The following is a 20,536-nucleotide window of genomic DNA, read 5'->3' on the forward strand; positions in this document are numbered from 1 at the left end:
CCGCATTGTTTCTTTGTAGGAACGTAAATAACAACATCCAAAGTTTTTTTTTGAGATGTCAATGCCAATAAACCATTTCTTTTCCATATTTTTGCACTATTAAAGGGTTAACCATAGGTTGAACAAACTATATCCTTTAATAGGCCAACGACCTAAAATTCTAATTGGATCTGTTCAACTGATAAGGAAAGAAGGACTAATTCCGTGGATAGGGCTTCTGCCTAGAGGACACAATGGGTCACCTACTTTCCTTGGTTAACTTGTTTTAACCACAAAGGTAATATTTCAACCTTTATTTTTCACAGTGCAAATCTAAAGGAGGACACAGAGAAAACTTATTGAAAATCAAAATAGAAAGAATTTTATAGCTCTGTATAATTTGTGTTCTCCATGGTGAGAACTTGTCAAACGAAAAACGTATGAGGCATAAAAATCATTTCTGTTGACGTTCGTCAAACTCCAGTTCGACCTTTACAGGAAAATGATCCGAAGGAGTACGGGCTTGATAAGCTTTGATGTCGATTTCTTCCGGGCAGTCGTTTGCATTCTCCTTCTCGCCGTTTCCTACTATACTACGGTAGGTATCTGTCAGTATCCCATATCTTTTTACATGAAAAGCTGGAGATACGAACACATGGTCGATACGACTTTCGGTAAAACTATTTGGGTTGAAACTATTGAAGGTTCCGTTTGTAGCATAGCGGAAATCGCATTTTTCGTATGAGTCGCAGAGCACTCCTTTTTCCACAAAGGCGTTGTATGACTGGTGAGTCTGGTCGACATTGAAGTCACCGGTTAAGATGGCCGGAAGATTTTTGCCTTTACCGAGCTCTTTCATCTTTTCTTGTACGAGATACGCACTTTCAACACGTGCTTTTTTACCGATATGGTCCATGTGTAAATTGAAGAAAAGGAACTCAAAACCGGTATCTTTGCATTTGAAGTGACCCCAACTGCAAATACGCGGCAACACCGCATCCCAACCTTTGCTCGGCACATCCGGAGTTTCCGACAGCCAAAAATCGCCTTTCTCTATAATATCGAACTTGTCTGTACGATAGAAGATCGCGGAATGTTCGCCTTGAGTTTTACCGTCATCACGGCCTACACCGATATAATCATAACCGGGAAGAGCTTCTTTCATATCTTTCAGTTGGTGAAGGAAACATTCTTGAGTTCCGAAAATATCAAAATCATGATATTGAACCATCTTGGCGATGACCGGGTAGCGTTGTCCCCAACCGTTTCCGTGGAGCGAATCGTTGCCGTTGGCGTTTCTTAAGTTGTAAGAAGCAACGGTGAATGTAGTAGGCTGATAGTTGCTTTGGCAACCGCAGAAGGCTATCGTAACCAGGGTAATTAGTAAAAGACTTTTGAGTTTCATGTTTTTATAGTTTGTTTGGTGGATAATTCATTGACCTCCAAAGGTACAATATTTTATTTAAAAGAAAGAAAGGAAAGCGCATCTTTTCCGGGGGGATTATTTATTAAATAATAAAAAAGCCATCCCCGGAATAGACGAAAGTAGGGATGGCTTTTTTTTGTAGTGTGCTTACTATTCTTCGGCAGACTATGTTTTGCATGTTGTTGGCAAGGTTATTCCTTGACAGGCACAGCCGGTTTGTCTTTGGATGCAGTGTCTGTGACAACTGTATCATTGACATTGGCGGCTAATGCAATCAGTGATGCCTTTGCAGGCGCGTCTTCTTTAGTTACAGTATCTTTTACTACTGTATCATTGACAACTGTCGCATTGATTTCTGTCGGGGCTGTCACAGCTTCCGCAGAACTCTGCGCCTTTACAAGGAATGAACCACCACAAACAAACATAAACATTGCTACTACTAATACTAATTTCTTCATAATCGTTTGCTTTAATGATAATTAGACATATGTTTTCAATTCTCTCTTTTGTGTTAAGGAATTGGTTATTGCTTTTTCGCTAACGTCTAATTAAAGATCAAAGCGTGTGCCAAAATAGAAGAATATATGGTAAGTAGTTGATAAATAAAGATATGTGGAAATAGAACCAACCTGGACATTGGGGAAGTGTGTGTAGAGTGTGTGGAAACTGTGGCGGGGAGTGTGGAATTATTCCACACTCCCCGCCACAAATCTTTTGTCTGGTTATCTATTTTACTTCATCCGGCCAGGGACAAGGTTTGCCGGTGGCATTGAAAGCGGGCCGCTGTGCGTCTACTTTTCTTAGATAGCTGCCCAGTTCTTTAGAAAGTTTCTTCACGATGTCCGGATGCTGTGCACTGAGATCGTTACTTTCGCCTATATCATCGGAAATATTGAACAACTCTTTCTTGCCTGTTCCATAGTAATAAATCAATTTCCAGTCGCCGTTGCGGACCGCGCAATTGAAGTTGATTCCGGGACCGTCATTTCCCCAGTTGTTCGGCATATTCCAGAAAAGGCTCCGGCCTTTGGAAGGATTGCCTGTCTGTTTCAACAGAGGGACAAAACTGATACCGTCTATCGGCTGAACTGTTTTGTATTTTTTGATTCCTGCCATTTCGAGGATCGTGGGGTAGAAATCTTCGATCAACAGATACTTGTCACATTTGCTGTCCGGAGCCACTACGCCCGGCCAACTGACAATCAAAGGCTCGCGGATACCTCCTTCGTAAGTAGAGCCTTTGCCGCTGTTCAAGGGATAATTCTGTGTATGCAGTTTGCCGTCACGCCATCCCGATTCGGATGCAAGTCCTCCGTTATCGCTCATAAAGATGATGATGGTGTTATCGGCTTCTCCATTCTTTTCCAGCCAGTCCATTAAGTCACCAAGACTTTTGTCCATCCCTTCGATGAGGGTGGCATAAGCTGCTTCGTGGTCGGTCATTCCTTTCTTCTTGTATTTGTCATAGAAACGTTTATCCTTGTTAAGCGGTATGTGGATAGCATATTGAGCCATATACAGATAGAGCGGTTGGTTGTATTTTTTTGCTTTATCCAGTGCTTTAATAGCTTCCAAAGTCAGCGCTTCGGTTACAAAAGTTTCTGTACCCCAATACTTCTCCAGTCCGGGGACAGCCATCAGTGAGATCGGTTTCCCGTCTTTGGTATGTCCGTAGTTCTCTTCGCCGAGATAGCTGGCGAGTCCGCCGGCAGCGTGTCCGGCAATATTTACTTCGAATCCCCAATGGTGTGGATCTTCTCCCGGAGTGTCTATGGCACCGAAATGGGCTTTTCCGCAATGGATGGTATGGTAACCGCTATCTTTTAGAATTTGTACGAAGGAAGTACCAACGAAAGTATTGTTTGTGCCGGGTACTTGGCTGATACCATTATAATTCCACTCCGGCACAGTTAGCTGTTTATCTTTGCGGTCTGTCATGGTATTTTTTTTGAGTGTCCAGTTCGTTACCCGGTGACGCGCTGCGTTAGCTCCGGTGATGAGGCTACATCTGGAAGGAGAACTGATACTGCTTGCATATGCTTGGGTAAACATCATTCCCTGCCGGGCAAGACGTTCCATATTAGGCGTTTCATACAATTCGTTGTAGTGTGTCTTTTGCGTCCAGAATGGGAGAGAGGTGTCTTGCCATCCCATATCATCTACCATAAAGAGAATGATGTTGGGACGTTTGTCTGTACGTTCTGCCTGAATGTTGCCCTGTGCTTGCAGGCTGGTTGCAGCAAGCGGCACAAGTGCGAGGGGGAATAGCGTCTTTTTATTCATGGGGTAGTTGTTAAGTGTTTTTGTTGACTATTTCGATTTTAATTGTGATTCTCACGCTATTGAGGTAGTATACACCTTAATAGATTACAAATGTACTCAAATAAAGCTTTCTCTAATATATAATTTCTTTCATTTAATATAGAAGTTTCATTTATATTGGTGAAGGGAATGAGTGAAACGGGGCAAGAATGAATAAAACCAATACCTAACATGAAGTATATGGTTCGATACTACGTAATATCGACTCTATATCACGATTTTAAAGTTGATTTATGGATAGACAACTAGAGTCGTCTGTTCGGTCAACTGAAGTCGGCGACTTAGACTACTGCAGTCGGCTGTATGGTCAACTATAGTCGGCTGACATCATGTTAACTATTTCAATACGGTATCCGGCCATATTCATCTTCTTATGTCCTTCTATTTATGTCCTTCCATATAAGGATACACCAAATCTTTTGTTTGAGCCGGGGATTATTTTTTTAAGAGTGTGAAGGGTATGAAAAGCTAAAACGAGGTCATTAAATCACAGCAAACATCTGTCATACCACAACTTACGAGTCTGTGAAACTTGTGGAAGGCAAAAGTGAACTTTTATTTCTAAGTTGGCAGAGAAGTTGATATACTTTATTTTACCATGATTTTTGAAAAGAATCAAACCGCCGCTAGTTTGATTCATAACCAACCGTGCAGTCATGAACAAAATTCTCTTCTGTACCCTCTGTGTCATCTGTGGTGAAAACTACACTGAAATAATGTTTTCAACAAAAGTGCTGGAAAAGGTGCAGCTAATTGGGGAGACAGCGGATTACGCCGGTAAATCTACAAGGTTATAGATTTATATTATATAATTTCAGTTTATTATATAATGTCTTCCGGTCAATATTCAGTAATTGTGCCGCTTTGCTTTTATTATTCCCGGTTTGGCGCAGTGCTTCCAGAATATGCTCTTTTTCAGTCTCTTCATTGCGTAGTGCAATACTAGTGCTACTCAATGTAGGAGTTTCTAAAAGCTCGGTTCCCAGTTCCAGTAAAGTGATGAAACTGCTTTGTGCCAATAAAGTCGCTCTTTTGACGATGTTCTTCATTTGGCGTAAATTTCCCGGCCAATGATAATTCAATAAAGCCTGTGATGCTTTCGCGTCAAAACCAATCAGGTGTTTATCCAGTTCCTTGTTTGCCTGGTCGAGGAAGAAGTTGGCAAAGAGTAGAATATCTTCTTTCCGTTCTTTCAGATCGGGCATCCGGAGGGTAAATTCATTGATGCGATGGTAAAGATCTTCACGGAAAGTACCTTTCTCAATACCCTGTTCCAGGTTCTCATTGGTGGCGGATACCAAACGAATATCTACCGATATCTCCTGTGTAGAGCCTACCGGACGTATTTTTCTCTCTTGCAGAGCACGAAGCAGTTGTATCTGCACTTCGTAACTAAGATTCCCGATTTCATCCAGAAAGATAGTACCTCCGTTGGCAGCAACGAAAGCACCGGTTTTATCAGTCAACGCACCTGTAAACGACCCTTTTACATGACCGAAAAACTCGGAAGCCGCCAGTTCTTTCGGGATAGAGCCACAATCTACGGCAATAAACGGCTTATCGCTTCGTTTGCTAAGTTGGTGAATACGGTGTGCCACATACTCTTTTCCAGTTCCGCTGGAGCCGTTGATAAGGACGGACATATTGGTCGGAGCTACCAAACCTACATAATTGTAGAGTTGCTTGGCTGCGTCACTTTCTCCTTCCAGATAAGCACGGTTGTTTTCTGTTGAATCTTTCGATGAGGTAGAAGAGCCTTTTTTAGAAGACGATTTAGCTGTGTGATGAGTAGCGGGAGTTTCTCCGGACTGTAAACATTCAGAGATTTTCTTCAGTAACTCTTCCGGATTCACCGGCTTGGCGATATAATCACGTGCTCCTAGTTTCATAGCTTGCACGGCAGATTGTATATCCGCATAGCCGGTCATGATAATCAAAGGAATGTCCATGCCTTGTTCGTTCATCCATTTCAGTAGATCAATGCCTTCATGGTCGGGTAGCCGCAGGTCTGATAGAACCAGATCGACGTTTTGGCTTTCGATATGTTTCCGGGCACGGGCAATATTACTCACTGATGATACTTCAAAGCCCTTTTTTCCTAACCAGGTTTTTAGCATCATTCCAAAAGTGATATCATCTTCAACGATCAATATGGAGCTCATCATGTCAGGTTTTGATTCTTTTAAGTCACAAAGGTAAGAGGTTTTGGGTGAAAGTGGTATATTTGCAAACTTAAATTAAATAAAAGTGTTATGAAAAAGATTCTATTGATCATATTAACCATATCGTTTTGCGGACTTACTGCCTGCAAAACCGGAACAAAAAAAGGAGGAGACATGGATAAAGAAACGTTGGTAAAGATTGAAACAACTTTAGGAGACATTGAGGTGAAACTGTACAATGAGACACCGAGACATCGTGATAATTTTATCAAACTGGTGAAGGACGGAGTTTATGAAGGTACACTGTTTCACCGTGTTATCAAAGATTTTATGATTCAGGCCGGTGATCCGGACTCAAAAAATGCGCCGAAAGGAAAAATGCTGGGTACCGGAGACGTAGGTTATACCGTTCCCGCTGAATTTGTATATCCTAAATATTTCCATAAGAAAGGTGCCCTGTCCGCTGCCCGCCAGGGGGATAACGTGAACCCGAAGAAGGAATCTTCCGGTTGCCAGTTCTATATCGTGACAGGTAAAGTGTTTAACGACTCTACTCTGCTGGGAATGGAAAGCCAGATGAATGAGAATAAGATAAATGTTATTTTCAATACACTGGCACAGAAACACATGAAGGAAATCTATAAGATGCGGAAAGCAAACGATGAAAACGGTCTTTATGACTTACAGGAAAAACTGTTTGCGCAGGCACAGGAGATGGCTGCCAAAGAACCGGAATTCCATTTCACTCCGGAACAGATTGAAGCCTACACCACGGTGGGTGGTACTCCGCATTTGGATGGCGAATATACCGTGTTTGGCGAAGTGGTGAAAGGAATGGACATTGTGGATAAGATCCAGCAGGTGAAAACAGACCGCAGCGACCGTCCCGAAGAAGATGTAAAGATAACAAAGGTGACAATACTTGACTGAATCGTATGAAAATCAACAGGCATATTCTTGATAATGGGTTACGTCTGGTACATTCGCAGGACGAGAGTACGCAGATGGTTGCCCTTAATATATTATATAATGTGGGAGCTCGCGACGAAGATCCCGAGCATACCGGCTTTGCCCATCTGTTCGAACACCTGATGTTCGGAGGGTCGGTGAATATTCCCGATTATGACATGCCGCTTCAATTGGCGGGTGGAGAGAATAATGCCTGGACGAATAATGATATAACCAATTACTACCTCACTGTACCTCGTCAGAACGTAGAAACCGGCTTTTGGCTGGAATCCGACCGGATGTTGAGTCTTGACTTTAGCGAACGGAGCCTGGAGGTACAGCGGGGAGTGGTCATGGAAGAGTTCAAGCAGCGTTGTTTGAACCAACCTTATGGAGATGTCGGACATCTTTTGCGCCCTCTGGCTTATCAGACGCATCCTTATCAATGGCCTACGATCGGAAAAGAGTTGTCGCATATTGCCAATGCTACGCTGGAAGAAGTAAAGGCATTCTTTTTCCGTTTTTATGCTCCTAATAATGCAATATTGGCTGTGACCGGCAATATCTCTTTCGAAGAGGCAGTTGCTTTGACGGAAAAATGGTTCGCTTCTATTCCTCATCGGGAAGTTCCTTTGCGGAACCTGCCACAAGAACAGGAACAGACAGAAGAACGGCGGTTGACGGTAGAGAGAAATGTGCCTCTCGATGCTTTGTTTATGGCCTATCACATGCCCGACCATCGGCATCCGGATTATTATGCATTTGATATTTTGTCGGATGTGTTGAGCAATGGGCGCTCCAGTCGATTGAACCAGCGTTTGGTACAACAGAAACAATTATTTTCGAGCATAGATGCCTATATTTCAGGCAGTGTAGATGCGGGGTTATTCCATATTAGTGGCAAGCCTTCGGCTGGTGTCACTCTGGAACAGGCGGAAGCGGCAGTAAGGGAAGAACTGGAACGGTTACAGCAAGAACTGGTTGACGAACAGGAACTGGAAAAAGTGAAGAACAAATTTGAGTCTACCCAGATATTCGGCAACATCAATTATTTGAATGTGGCAACCAACCTGGCCTGGTTCGAATTGCTTGGCCGGGCGGAAGACATGGAAAAAGAAGTAGAACGTTATCGTTCTGTCACGGCGGAACAATTGCGGACAGTAGCCCAATCCGCTTTCCGGAAGGAGAACGGAGTTGTACTTTACTATAAGAAACAACAAAATTAAATTCTCTCTTTTTTATAATTTATCAGTGAAAGGGGAAAGCCCCTTTGCCTGAAAATGGAGATACGTTTAGGTAACGGAAAAGTAAATGAGACATATTTATAGTACATATAAAGAGCATTACAAAGCACTAATTTTTCTCGGACTACCGATTGTGATCGGGCAAATAGGAGTGATCGTTCTCGGATTTGCTGATACATTAATGATTGGGCATCATAGTACGATTGAGCTGGGAGCAGCTTCCTTCGTAAATAATGTGTTTAATCTGGCGATTATTTTCAGTACAGGGTTTTCGTATGGACTGACTCCCATTGTAGGAGGGCTGTATGGGACTCATCAGTATGCTCCTGCCGGACAGGCATTGCGCAACAGTTTGTTGGCAAATCTGATGGTTGCGTTGCTGCTGACTATATGTATGACCGTTCTTTATCTGAATATAGAGCATCTCGGACAGCCGGAAGAATTGATTCCTCTGATTAAACCGTATTACCTTGTTTTGCTTGCTTCATTAGTGTTTGTCATGCTTTTCAATGGATTCAAGCAATTCACAGACGGAATAACGGATACCCAAACCGCCATGTGGATATTGCTTGGAGGAAATGTCTTGAATATCATAGGAAACTATATCCTGATTTACGGTAAACTCGGATTGCCTGAATTAGGTTTGTTGGGAGCAGGTATCAGTACGCTGTTTTCGCGTATTGTGATGGTGATTGTATTTATAATCATCTTTATGCGTAGTCCGCGTTTCGTCCGTTATAAGATTGGCTTTTTCCGTTTAGGATGGTCACGCGCTGTATTTGGACGCTTGAATGGACTAGGATGGCCGATTGCTTTCCAGATGGGAATGGAGACAGCCTCCTTTAGTTTGAGTGCTATCATGATCGGTTGGCTAGGTACGATCGCTTTGGCTTCTCATCAGGTGATGTTGGCTATTTCGCAGTTTACCTTTATGATGTATTACGGTATGGGGGCTGCTGTTGCTGTTCGTGTCAGTAATTTCAAAGGGCAGAACGACATCGTCAATGTACGCCGTTCCGCCTATGCCGGTTTTCATCTGATGATGACATTGGGTGTCGTGCTTTCCTTGATTGTCTTCCTTTGCCGGAATTACTTGGGAAGCTGGTTTACCGACAGCCAGGAAGTGGTTGCTATGGTGACATCTTTAATTTTTCCTTTCCTTGTCTATCAGTTTGGCGACGGGCTTCAAATCACTTTCGCCAATGCTTTGCGTGGAATTTCAGATGTAAAACTAATGATGGTTATCGCCTTTATCGCCTATTTCGTTATTTCGCTTCCCGTAGGATATTTCTGCGGCTTTGTAATGGGATGGGGGATAGTAGGTGTCTGGATGGCATTTCCTTTTGGTCTGACGAGTGCGGGACTAATGCTCTGGTGGCGTTTCCACTACATGACAAAACTCCCCGAACCCCACCCCAAAACCTAATACTTAATACTTAAAACTTTTATCCCAATGGCTTCCTTCCGTTTTACAAAGTTGAAAATAACCGCCGGTTACACTTTGTTACTGGCGATCCTCCTTTTCTCGCTGGTGTTTGTACATCGTGAGATGGAAGCATTGTCGGCAGCCGACGATCAGCAGAACTTAAGAACTGATAGTCTATTGACCCTTCTCCACGAGAAAGATCAAAACACGATTCAGATGTTGCGGGTGTTAAGTGAAGCAAACGACAGCCTTCTCTCTGCTTCGGAGATTGAAGAAATCATTTCCGAACAAGATTCTGTCATTACCCAGCAACGGGTACAACATCGGGTCATTACCAAGCGTGACTCGTTAATAACTACTCCTAAAAAGAAGGGATTCTTCAAACGGCTCGCCGAAGTGTTTTCCCCTTCTAAACAAGACAGTGCCGTATTAGTTAATACATCGCTGGAAGTAGCCACTGATACCATTCTCCAACCGACTACCTCTAAAGATTCTCTTCAACAGAAAATCCGCATGGCTACCGAAGAAAAACGGCTGCAACGGAGGAAAACCATCCGGCGTACCAGTACGAAGTACCAGCGGATGAATACGCAGTTGACGGCACGAATGGATAGTCTGATTAAACAATATGAGGAAGAAATGACCCTGCGTGCCCGTCAGGATGCCGAACTTCAACAGGAAGTGAGGATGCGGTCGGCACGTATCATCGGCGGTATCGCGGTTGGTGCCGTACTATTATCTGCTTTTTTCCTGATATTGATTATGCGGGATATCTCTCGCAGCAACCGTTATCGTCAGCAATTGGAGGTGGCGAATAAACGCGCGGAAGATTTGCTTGTTGCCCGTGAGAAATTAATGCTGGCCATTACCCACGACTTTAAGGCGCCGCTGGGGTCAATCATGGGATATACCGAACTTCTGTCCCGGCTGACAGAAGATGAACGGCAACGTTTCTACCTCGACAATATGAAAAGCTCTTCGGAACATTTGTTGAAACTAGTCAGTGACTTGCTCGATTTCCATCGGCTCGATCTCAATAAAGCGGAAGTGAACCGTGTAACCTTTAACCCTTCCCAGCTGTTCGACGAAATTTATGTCAGTTTCGAACCTTTGACCGCTGCCAAAGGTTTAGCCTTGCAATGTCACGTCGCCCCGGAACTAAACGGAAGATACATCAGTGATCCTTTGCGACTCCGGCAAATAGTGAACAACCTTTTGTCTAATGCCGTAAAGTTTACTCAAAAAGGAGAGATTAGCCTGACAGCCGGTTATGATTCTTCTAAGTTAACCATCGCCATCGCCGATACAGGAAAAGGAATGGCATTAGAAGATCGTGAACGTATCTTTCAGGAGTTTACACGTCTTTCCGGTGCGCAGGGAGAGGAAGGTTTCGGACTCGGACTCTCTATTGTGAAGAAACTGGTAACCTTGCTTGAGGGAACTATTGACGTGCAAAGCACATTAGGAAAAGGAAGCTGTTTTACTGTAACTATGCCTCTTTATCCGGTAGGTAAATCCATTGCGGAAAGTGAATCTACTGAAAGCGAAAATGCGGATACAACAGAGGGGGCGGCCGCGATTCCTCCGATGAAAGTCATCCGTGTTCTTTTGATCGATGACGATAAGATTCAGTTGAATCTGACTGCTGCCATGTTGAAACAACATGGTATCGATGCGGTATGTTGTGAACAGCTGGAGCAGTTGATTGAACAGCTTCGCTCTTCCGTCTTCGATGTATTGCTGACAGATATACAAATGCCTGCCATTAACGGTTTTGATTTGGTGAAATTATTGCGGGCTTCTAATATACCACAAGCAAAAACAATCCCCGTCATTGCTGTGACCGCCCGTAGCGAAATGGATAAGGCTGCTTTACATGAACATGGCTTTGCCGGTTGTCTACATAAACCGTTTACAGTAAAAGAATTATTGATGACGGTAAATGAAGGGCAACTTTCGGCTGATGAAGCGCATATCACAGAAGATATGGCAACAGCCGGAATAAATTTCTCTGCACTTACTGCTTATTCTGAAGACGATCCGGAAGCGGCATCCTCCATTATTCAGACTTTTATTGAAGAAACAGGTAAGAATATCGAACGGATGCAACAAGCGCTGAACGATAAAGAGGTGGACGGGATAGCTGCTATGGCGCATAAGCTCCTCCCTCTCTTTACAATGATTGGAGCGGATGAAACCATAACTCCATTAAAGTGGCTGGAAGCTTGTCGTGGAGAAAAGTTCTCGGAAAAAATAGAAGAAACGACACTTAATATATTAGAGGCTGTCCGTAAAGTCATAAGTGAGGCAGAACGCTATTTGATAGTGATGAAAAATACCCGATAAGCTATTTTCTTCTACTCCTTGGCTAGTATCTGTATCTTTCTTACTATTAGCCAAACCTTTTTTCAAAATAATTTGTTTACTTTGTGTCACCTTATTTACACTGACACATTTTACATGAAACGAAAATGGATACGCTGGGTAAGCTGGATACTGCTTACTCCTATAATACTCTTTGTAATACTAATGGTATTGCTTTATGTTCCTCCCGTTCAGAATCTTTTGCGTCGGGAGGTTACTGCATACGCCTCTAAGGCAACCGGTATGCAGATTCAGGTGGAACGGATAGACCTTCGTTTCCCACTTAATCTGTTGGCTCGTGGCGTAGAGGTTATTCAACAGCCGGATACTCTTTTGTCTTTGGAAAGCCTGAATGTCCGTGTGCAGGCATGGCCGTTAATAAAAGGAAAAGTCGAAGTGGATGAAGTCACTTTGAGCCGGGTAGCCGTTAATTCAGCCAATTTGATGGAAGGAATGAAGATTAAAGGCGTTTTAGGACGTTTCTTCCTGCAAAGCCATGGTGTTGACTTGTCCAATGAAATAGCGATTATCAATCAGGCCGAACTGTCTGATACCCATGTGCAGTTGCTGATGAATGATACTACCACCACCCCTAAAGATACCACAGCCTCTGCTCCTGTAAACTGGAAAGTGGATCTTCATCAGTTGAAATTAAAGAATGTATCATTCAGTATGCAACTTCCTGTTGATTCCATGCGGATGGCAGCTCATATCGGGGAGGCTGCTATTGATGATGCACAGGCTGATTTGAAAAATCAGTTTTATGGTTTGAAGAAATTTCTGTTGTCGGGAACTTCCGCCAGTTACGATACAGGAACCGCGCAACCAATAGAAGGTTTTGATGCTTCCCATATTGCCGTTCGTGATGTTCGCATCGCTTTGGATTCCCTGTTGTATAAAGGCAGGGACATGAATGCGGTCATTCGTGAGTTTACAATGAATGAACGTTCCGGATTAAGTGTTGTTTCACTGACAGGAAGGGCATACTCTAATGATTCAATCATTAGTGTTCCCGGTTTAAAACTAAAAACCCCTCATTCTGAAATAGATTTATCTGCCCATACCTATTGGGAACTTGTCAACATCCCGACTACAGGACGTTTGTCCGCCAATCTCAATGCCTATATCGGCAAAGAAGATGTTATGTTATTTGCAGGAGGATTGCCTGATAGCTTTAAAGAAGCCTATCCATTTCGTCCGCTTGTCATTCGTGCCGGTACGGACGGTAACTTGAAACAAATGCAGATTTCCCGTTTTACGGTAGACTTGCCGGGTGCTTTTGCTTTAGAAGGCGGCGGTATGATAGAAAACCTGGCTGACAGCCTGACTCGTACCGGAACCATTGGGCTGAAAATGACAACTCAAAATTTGAACTTCCTGACCGCTCTGTCAGGAGAGGCTCCCAATGGTACGATTGTAGTCCCTGACAGCATGAATCTGGTGGCGAAAGTTGATATCAAAGGTCCTGAATATAAAGCAGGCCTCCGTCTGAAAGAGGGGAAAGGAGCTATGGACGTGAATGCAGCATTAAATACATCTACCGAAGTTTACAAAGCTGATCTGAAGATAGACAATCTGCAACTCCATAACTTCCTTCCGAAAGATTCTATCTACGAACTGTCTCTTTCGGCTGCGGCTAATGGTCGTGGACTGGATGTCATGTCTTATCATTCTTTTGCCAAACTGAATCTTTCATTAGATCAGCTTCATTATGCAAAATATCATCTCTCCAATCTTAATTTGACAGGAGACCTTAAAGGCGCACTGGTCACCGCACATCTGACAAGTGACAATGCTTTATTGAAAATGACAACCGATGCGGAATATAATTTGGCGCACAGTTATCCTGATGGTAAGATAACGGTTAATGTCACTCAACTGGATTTACATGAATTAGGAATCATGCCACAGCCAATGAAGCGTCCGCTTACTTTTAATTTAGCTGCCGAAGCTCGTCGGGATTTAGTCTCGGCACATTTCGTTTCTGGAGATATGAAACTCGACTTGAGCGCACGTTCCGGCGTTAATCCTTTAATTCGCCAATCTACTCACTTTGTGGATGTATTGATGAAGCAGATTGATGAGAAAGCATTGAATCACGCTGAACTGCGTAAGGCGCTACCGACGGCAGTTTTCTCTTTCTCTGCAGGACAAGAAAACCCTTTGGCATATTTTCTGGCTACTAAAAAGATAGCTTACCATGATGCTTCTGTGAAATTCGGAGCAGCTCCTAATTGGGGAATTAATGGAAAAGCCGCTATTCATGCTTTGAAAGTAGACACCTTGCAACTGGACACGATTTTCTTTACAGTCAAACAAGATACCACACTCATGAAATTGCGTGCCGGTGTTATTAACGGACCGAAGAATCCGCAATTCTCCTTCTCTACTACACTGACAGGAGAGATTCGTGACCGGGATGCGGAACTGCTGGTAGATTTTAAGAATGGAAAAGGAGAAACGGGCGTACTGCTCGGTGTCAATGCGCGTCCTTTGTTTGAAGGGCAAGGAAAAGGCGATGGATTAGCTTTCACATTAATCCCGGAAGAACCGATTATCGCCTTCCAGAAATTCCATTTTAATGAGAATCACAACTGGATTTATGTGCATAAGAATATGCGTGTATACGCTAATGTAGATATGTGGGACGATGAAGGAATGGGATTCCGTGTACATTCGGTGCGGGGGGACACTGTTTCTTTACAGAATATTGATGTCGAAATCCGAAGAATCAGTTTAGCCGAATTAAGCAAAGTACTGCCTTACTTCCCGGAAATAACCGGTTTATTCTCTGCGGAAGCACACTACGTGCAGACTGAAAAAGATCTTCAACTCTCGGTTGAATCATCTATTGACGAGCTGACTTATGAACGTCAACGAATTGGTGATGTAACATTAGGAGCTACCTGGTTGCCGGGCGAACAAGGGAAACAATATCTTAACGCTTATCTGAATCATGACAAAGTGGAAGTGATGGTGGCGGATGGCAAGCTGGTTCCAACCCAGACAGGGAAGGATAGTCTGGAAGTAAATGCCACTCTGGAGCACTTCCCGCTCCGTGTAGCGAACGTATTCATTCCCGATCAGATGGTTACATTAGCCGGTGATATGGATGGTAATCTGAACATTACCGGTAGCACCGAACAACCTTTGATTAATGGCGAACTGATATTGGATAGTGTTACTGTCCTTTCCCGGCAGTATGGTGCTAACTTCCGGTTCGATAACCGCCCGGTGCAGATAAAGAATAATCGTTTGGAATTTGATAAATTCGCTATTTATACAACAGGAAAGAATCCATTTACGATTGACGGATCTGTCGATTTCAGAGATATGTCCCGGCCGATGGCAAATCTGAATCTGCTGGCACAGAACTATACGCTTCTGGATGCCAAACGTACCCGTGAAAGTCTGGTTTACGGAAAAGTATATGCTGATTTCCGGGCAACGGTGAAAGGGCCGTTAGACGGATTGAATATGCGTGGAAACATGAGTTTGCTGGGCAATACAGATGTTTCTTATATATTGACCGATTCACCGTTGACTGTGCAGGACCGTTTGGGAAGTTTGGTAACCTTTACTTCATTTAGTGACACCACTACGGTTGTTCAGCAAGAAGTGCCGACTGTTTCTTTAGGCGGGCTGGATATGGTGATGATGGTACACATCGACCCGTCCGTTCGTTTGAAAGTCGATTTGGACGCAAGCAATGACAATCGTGTTGAACTGGAGGGAGGAGGTGACCTCTCTATGAAATATACTCCGCAGGGTGACCTGACATTGACCGGACGCTATACGTTGAGCGGCGGTTTGATGAAATATGCTTTGCCTGTCATCGCTGCCAAAGAATTTGCTATCGACAACGGCAGCTATGTGGAATGGACGGGAAATCCTATGGACCCGATGCTGAACTTCAAAGCAACCGACCGTATCCGCGCTTCTGTCTCCGAAGGAGAGAATGGTGGAACACGTATGGTTAATTTCGATGTGTCTATCGTCGTCAAGAACCGACTGGATAATCTTTCTTTCGCCTTTGACGTATCTGCCCCCGAAGACGCAACCATACAAAATGAATTGACGGCTATGGGCGCGGAAGAGAGAGGTAAACAGGCTCTATATATCATGGTTATGAAAACCTACCTTGGCACCGGACCGATTGGTGGCGGAGGTGGTGGACTGGGTAAACTGAATATGGGTTCTGCATTGAACTCCGTATTAAGTAGCCAAATCAACTCATTGATGGGAAACCTGAAAAATGCCAGTGTTTCTGTCGGTATCGAAGACCACGATCTGTCGGATACGGGTGGTAAGCGTACGGATTACAGTTTCCGTTATTCACAACGTCTCTTCAATAACCGTTTCCAGATTGTAATCGGAGGTAAAGTTTCTACGGGTGAGAATGCGACGAATGACGCGGAATCTTTCATCGATAACATCTCTCTGGAATATCGCTTGGATAGAACCGGAACCCGTTATGTCCGTCTGTTCTACGATAAAAACTACGAGAGTGTACTCGAAGGCGAGATTACGGAAACCGGAGTCGGTCTGGTACTTCGCAAGAAGCTGGATAAACTTAGCGAACTGTTCATCTTTAAGAAAAAGAAGTAAACATGAAAGGTATATATAGTAACATATTAATAAGTTGCCTGATGGGTATCATCTTATTTTCGGGTTGTTCGGTGACAAAGCATCTGCCCGAAGGGGAGGTACTTTATACAGGAGGAAAAACTGTCATACAGAATAAGTCGACAACACCGGTAGGAGGGACGGCCCTGACAGAGATTGAGGCGGCTCTTGATAAAACTCCCAGTACGAAGATGTTGGGAGGGCTTCTGCCTATTCCTTTTAAGATGTGGATGTACAATGACTTTGTGAAATATAAAAAAGGATTTGGAAAGTGGATGTTCAACCGTTTGGCTGCTAACCCTCCGGTATTTATTTCCACTGTCAATCCGGAGGTCCGCATCAAGGTGGCTACAAACTTGCTCCGTGATTATGGTTACTTCAATGGGAAAGTGACTTATGAAACATTGGTCGATAAGAAAGACAGCCTGAAAGCAAGTATTCTTTATACGGTAGACATGAAGAATCCTTATTTTATAGATACGGTTTATTATCAGCGTTTCACTCCCCAAACGTTGCGCATTATGGAACGGGGACGTCGAATGTCTTATATAAGTCCCGGCGAGCAGTTTAACGTGGTCGATCTGGATGAAGAGCGTACCCGTATCAGTACGCTGTTGCGTAACCGGGGATATTTTTACTTCCGTCCCGATTATATGACTTATCAGGCAGATACGACATTGGTTCCCGGTGGACATATCAGCCTTCGTCTGATTCCCGTTCCGGGATTACCCGCTGCGGCACAACGTCCTTACTATGTAGGAGATGCTTCTGTTTACCTGTTTGGCAAGAATGGTGAGGCGCCCAATGACAGCATGATGTATAAGAATCTGAATATACATTATTATAAGAAATTGCAGGTACGTCCGAATATGCTTTATCGTTGGTTGAACTATCAACAGTTTGTGCGGAATGCACAGATGCGGGCTTCCAATCGCACTCGTCTTTACAGTCAGTATCGACAGGAGCAGGTGCAGGAGAAACTTAGCCAGTTGGGAATCTTCAGTTATCTGGATTTACAATATGCTCCGAAAGATACGACAGCCGTTTGTGATACGCTGAACGTAACCATGCAGGCCACGTTTGCTAAGCCGCTGGACGCCGAACTGGAATTGAATGTCGTAACCAAAAGTAACGACCAAACCGGTCCCGGGGCATCATTCGGCGTCACCCGGAACAATGTATTCGGAGGTGGCGAGAGCTGGAACGTGAAGCTGAAAGGCTCTTATGAATGGCAAACCGGCGGAGGAGAAAAAAGCTCTTTAATGAACAGCTGGGAGATGGGAGTTTCTACTTCTCTGACTTTCCCGCGCGTGGTTTTCCCGCATTGGGGGAAAAGGGAGTTTGACTTCCCAGCTACCACTACATTCCGTTTATACATCGACCAGTTGAACCGTGCCAGGTATTATAAACTATTGTCATTCGGCGGAAATGCTACCTACGATTTCCAACCGACACGTACAAGCCGGCATAGTATCACCCCTTTCAAACTGACATTCAACGTCCTGCAACACCAATCGGAAGAGTTCAGGGAAATTGCCGATGCTAATCCTGCATTATATATCAGTTTGAAAGACCAGTTTATTCCTGCTATGGAATATACCTATACCTATGATAATGCTTCCGCACGCGGTATTAAAAATCCGATTTGGTGGCAATCGACTGTAACCTCTGCCGGTAACCTGACCTCGGTGATTTACCGTGCTTTCGGTCAGTCTTTCAGCAAAGAGGACAAACGTTTGCTGAACGTCCCTTTCGCGCAGTTTGTGAAACTGAATACGGAATTTCGCCATTTGTGGAATATGGACAAGAATAATAAGATTGCTTCCCGTGTAGCTTTGGGTGCTCTCTTCGCCTACGGTAATGCAACGATAGCCCCTTACAGCGAACAATTCTATGTGGGTGGTGCCAACAGCATCCGCGCTTTTACGGTACGTAGCATCGGCCCGGGCGGATACCATCCGGCAGAAAGCCGCTACTCTTACCTCGACCAGACGGGTACTTTCCGTTTTGAGGCAAATGTAGAATATCGTTTCCGTATCTTTAAGAGCATTTGGGGAGCCACTTTCCTGGATGCAGGAAACGTCTGGTTGATGCGCAAGGATGAGGCCCGTCCCAATTCACAACTCGAACTGAAAACATTCCCGAAACAGATCGCTTTGGGCACCGGTGTCGGTATTCGTTATGATATGGATATTCTTGTGTTCCGTCTTGATTTCGGTATTCCTTTGCATCTGCCTTACGATACAGAACGAAGCGGATATTACAATGTCACAGGATCCTTTATGAAAAATCTGGGAATACATTTTGCTATCGGTTATCCCTTCTAACGTTCTTTCTTTGTCTTGAAACAAAGAAAGAACCAAAGAAAATTCAAGGCTGCGTTTTTCCGGCTACTCCGGTGTTCTCTCCGGCTAAAGGGCAGAAACTCGCTTCGCTCAAACAGTCTGCCCTTTTTAACGCTGGAGAAAACGCCTGCGCTTAACGCCGGAAAAACGAGGCCGATCCCCTTTCGGCGTGTTTGCTGCATAGGTTAATGAATTACCGGATTTCTTGATTTGTCATTGATGTACTTTTGATTCTGCATGGGTTTACATGCCGAAAGGTTTTCCGACCTACTTTTTTCTCCGTTAAGCGAACACCCGTAACGAAGCGTTAAAAAGGGCAGATTGTTTGAGCGAAGCGAGTTTCTGCCCTTTAGCGTAGTGAAGGGTGTGAGTAGGAGAAAAAAGTCAGTCTTGAATTTTTCTTTGTTTCTTTCTTTTGTCTTGAAACAAAAGAAAGAAAGTTTTTGTAAATTTGCAACGAAATCTGATGCCGTTGACATCACTAACCTTTTAATATTACACAATTTATGAAACCAACTTTATTCTTATTGGCAGCCGGTATGGGTAGCCGTTATGGAGGCTTGAAGCAATTAGACGGACTGGGTCCTAATGGCGAAACTATTATGGATTACTCAATCTATGATGCTATCAATGCCGGATTTGGCAAACTTGTATTTGTAATCCGCAAAGATTTTGAACAAGATTTCCGTGATAAAATTATTTCCAAATACGAAGGTCACATTCCTTGCGAACTGGTATTTCAATCAATCGACGATCTTCCGGAAGGCTTTACTTGCCCGGCAGACCGTACCAAACCTTGGGGTACTAACCATGCAGTAATGATGGGTGCTGATGTGATTAAAGAACCGTTTGCAGTGATTAACTGCGATGATTTCTATGGTCGTGATTCTTTCCAGGTAATGGGCAAATTCCTTTCTGCTCTTCCTGAAAATTCAAAGAACGTTTATTCGATGGTAGGTTTCCGTGTAGGAAATACATTGAGCGAAAGCGGTACGGTATCTCGTGGTATCTGTAGTACAGATGCTAAAGGATTGTTGACTTCTGTAGTAGAACGTACGAAGATTCAACGTCTGGACGGTGAAGTGAAATATATCGGTGATGATGGCGAATGGACGGCTACTCCCGACACGACTCCGGTAAGTATGAACTTCTGGGGCTTTACTCCTGATTACTTCGCTTACAGCCAGGAATTCTTCAAGACTTTCCTAAGCGATCCGAAGAATATGGAAAACCTGAAGAGCGAGTTCTTCATCCCATTGATGGTAGATAAATTGATTAATGACGGAACTGCCACTGTTGAAGTACTGGATACTACCAGCAAGTGGTTCGGCGTCACTTATCCGGAAGACCGTCAGAGCGTAGTAGATAAGATTCAGGCATTGGTAGATGCCGGTGAATATCCTGCTAAGTTGTTCTAAAGAAGAGCCATTGATTAAGATAAAGAGCAGTCATTCATAAGAATGACTGCTTTTTTTGTTTTTCATAACGTATCATACTAAGTAGTCGTCCCTTAAAAAGTACTCATCTGCGGGATATTGCAAGAAAACAGTGTCCCGCAGATTTTTTCAACAAGTAGCCAAAGAACCCTCATGGCTCTTTTGAAGTTGTACGCTGCTGCGGCTAAGAGCAGATTGACAACATCCCCGAACACACCTTTATAAAAGTTGCGTCCTAAACGAAAGTCTGATTTCAAA

At 43.7% G+C, this 20,536-nt stretch carries 11 protein-coding genes and 1 pseudogene; 7 read left to right on the forward strand and 5 right to left on the reverse strand.

The features are described from left to right. Positions 1 to 433: 433 nt before the first annotated feature. The 4 genes from HMPREF0106_RS09900 to HMPREF0106_RS09885 all read right to left on the reverse strand — a co-directional run bounded on the left by HMPREF0106_RS09900 (position 434) and on the right by HMPREF0106_RS09885 (position 5,892). Positions 434 to 1,384, reverse strand: a complete 951-nt coding sequence (locus HMPREF0106_RS09900; RefSeq protein ID WP_009040275.1) for an endonuclease/exonuclease/phosphatase family protein — start codon at positions 1,382 to 1,384, stop codon at positions 434 to 436. Positions 1,385 to 1,596: 212 nt separating this feature from the next. Next, the gene (locus HMPREF0106_RS09895; protein WP_007755811.1) at positions 1,597 to 1,863 is read right to left on the reverse strand and encodes a hypothetical protein; all 267 of its coding nucleotides are present in this window, start codon (positions 1,861 to 1,863) and stop codon (positions 1,597 to 1,599) included. A gap of 268 nt (positions 1,864 to 2,131) precedes the next feature. Next, positions 2,132 to 3,688: a sulfatase gene (locus tag HMPREF0106_RS09890; RefSeq protein WP_009040276.1), complete on the reverse strand. Its 1,557-nt coding sequence runs from the start codon at positions 3,686 to 3,688 to the stop codon at positions 2,132 to 2,134. 830 nt (positions 3,689 to 4,518) lie between these two features. Further along, entirely contained in the window at positions 4,519 to 5,892 is a 1,374-nt protein-coding gene (locus tag HMPREF0106_RS09885) for a sigma-54-dependent transcriptional regulator (RefSeq protein ID WP_009040277.1), read from the reverse strand. A gap of 87 nt (positions 5,893 to 5,979) precedes the next feature. On the opposite strand from HMPREF0106_RS09885, the gene HMPREF0106_RS09880 reads away from it, so the two are divergent. The 7 genes from HMPREF0106_RS09880 to HMPREF0106_RS09850 all read left to right on the forward strand — a co-directional run bounded on the left by HMPREF0106_RS09880 (position 5,980) and on the right by HMPREF0106_RS09850 (position 20,260). After that, positions 5,980 to 6,819, forward strand: a complete 840-nt coding sequence (locus HMPREF0106_RS09880; RefSeq protein ID WP_009040278.1) for a peptidylprolyl isomerase — start codon at positions 5,980 to 5,982, stop codon at positions 6,817 to 6,819. Positions 6,820 to 6,824: 5 nt separating this feature from the next. Continuing rightward, positions 6,825 to 8,063 (forward strand): M16 family metallopeptidase, encoded by a 1,239-nt coding sequence (locus tag HMPREF0106_RS09875; protein ID WP_009040279.1) that lies wholly within the window; start codon positions 6,825 to 6,827, stop codon positions 8,061 to 8,063. Between the two features lie 85 nt (positions 8,064 to 8,148). Beyond that, positions 8,149 to 9,507, forward strand: a complete 1,359-nt coding sequence (locus HMPREF0106_RS09870) for an MATE family efflux transporter (RefSeq protein ID WP_004313043.1) — start codon at positions 8,149 to 8,151, stop codon at positions 9,505 to 9,507. Between the two features lie 27 nt (positions 9,508 to 9,534). Beyond that, positions 9,535 to 11,853: a hybrid sensor histidine kinase/response regulator gene (locus HMPREF0106_RS09865; RefSeq protein ID WP_009040280.1), complete on the forward strand. Its 2,319-nt coding sequence runs from the start codon at positions 9,535 to 9,537 to the stop codon at positions 11,851 to 11,853. Positions 11,854 to 11,967: 114 nt separating this feature from the next. Continuing rightward, positions 11,968 to 16,479, forward strand: coding sequence for a translocation/assembly module TamB domain-containing protein (locus tag HMPREF0106_RS09860; protein WP_009040282.1), 4,512 nt, complete (start codon positions 11,968 to 11,970; stop codon positions 16,477 to 16,479). Between the two features lie 2 nt (positions 16,480 to 16,481). Then, complete coding sequence (locus HMPREF0106_RS09855) at positions 16,482 to 18,824, forward strand: BamA/TamA family outer membrane protein (protein WP_009040283.1); 2,343 nt, start codon at positions 16,482 to 16,484, stop codon at positions 18,822 to 18,824. Positions 18,825 to 19,348: 524 nt separating this feature from the next. Beyond that, positions 19,349 to 20,260 carry an NDP-sugar synthase gene (locus HMPREF0106_RS09850; RefSeq protein WP_004299937.1) on the forward strand — a complete coding sequence of 304 codons (912 nt, stop codon included), beginning with the start codon at positions 19,349 to 19,351 and terminating at the stop codon, positions 20,258 to 20,260. Between the two features lie 92 nt (positions 20,261 to 20,352). On the opposite strand, the pseudogene HMPREF0106_RS26070 reads toward HMPREF0106_RS09850, so the two are convergent. Beyond that, a pseudogene (locus tag HMPREF0106_RS26070) lies at positions 20,353 to 20,536 on the reverse strand (IS5/IS1182 family transposase); the annotation flags it as partial.

Origin of the sequence: Bacteroides sp. D22 (assembly GCF_000163675.1) — a bacterium.
In the GTDB taxonomy this organism is placed as follows: Bacteria; Bacteroidota; Bacteroidia; order Bacteroidales; family Bacteroidaceae; genus Bacteroides; species Bacteroides xylanisolvens.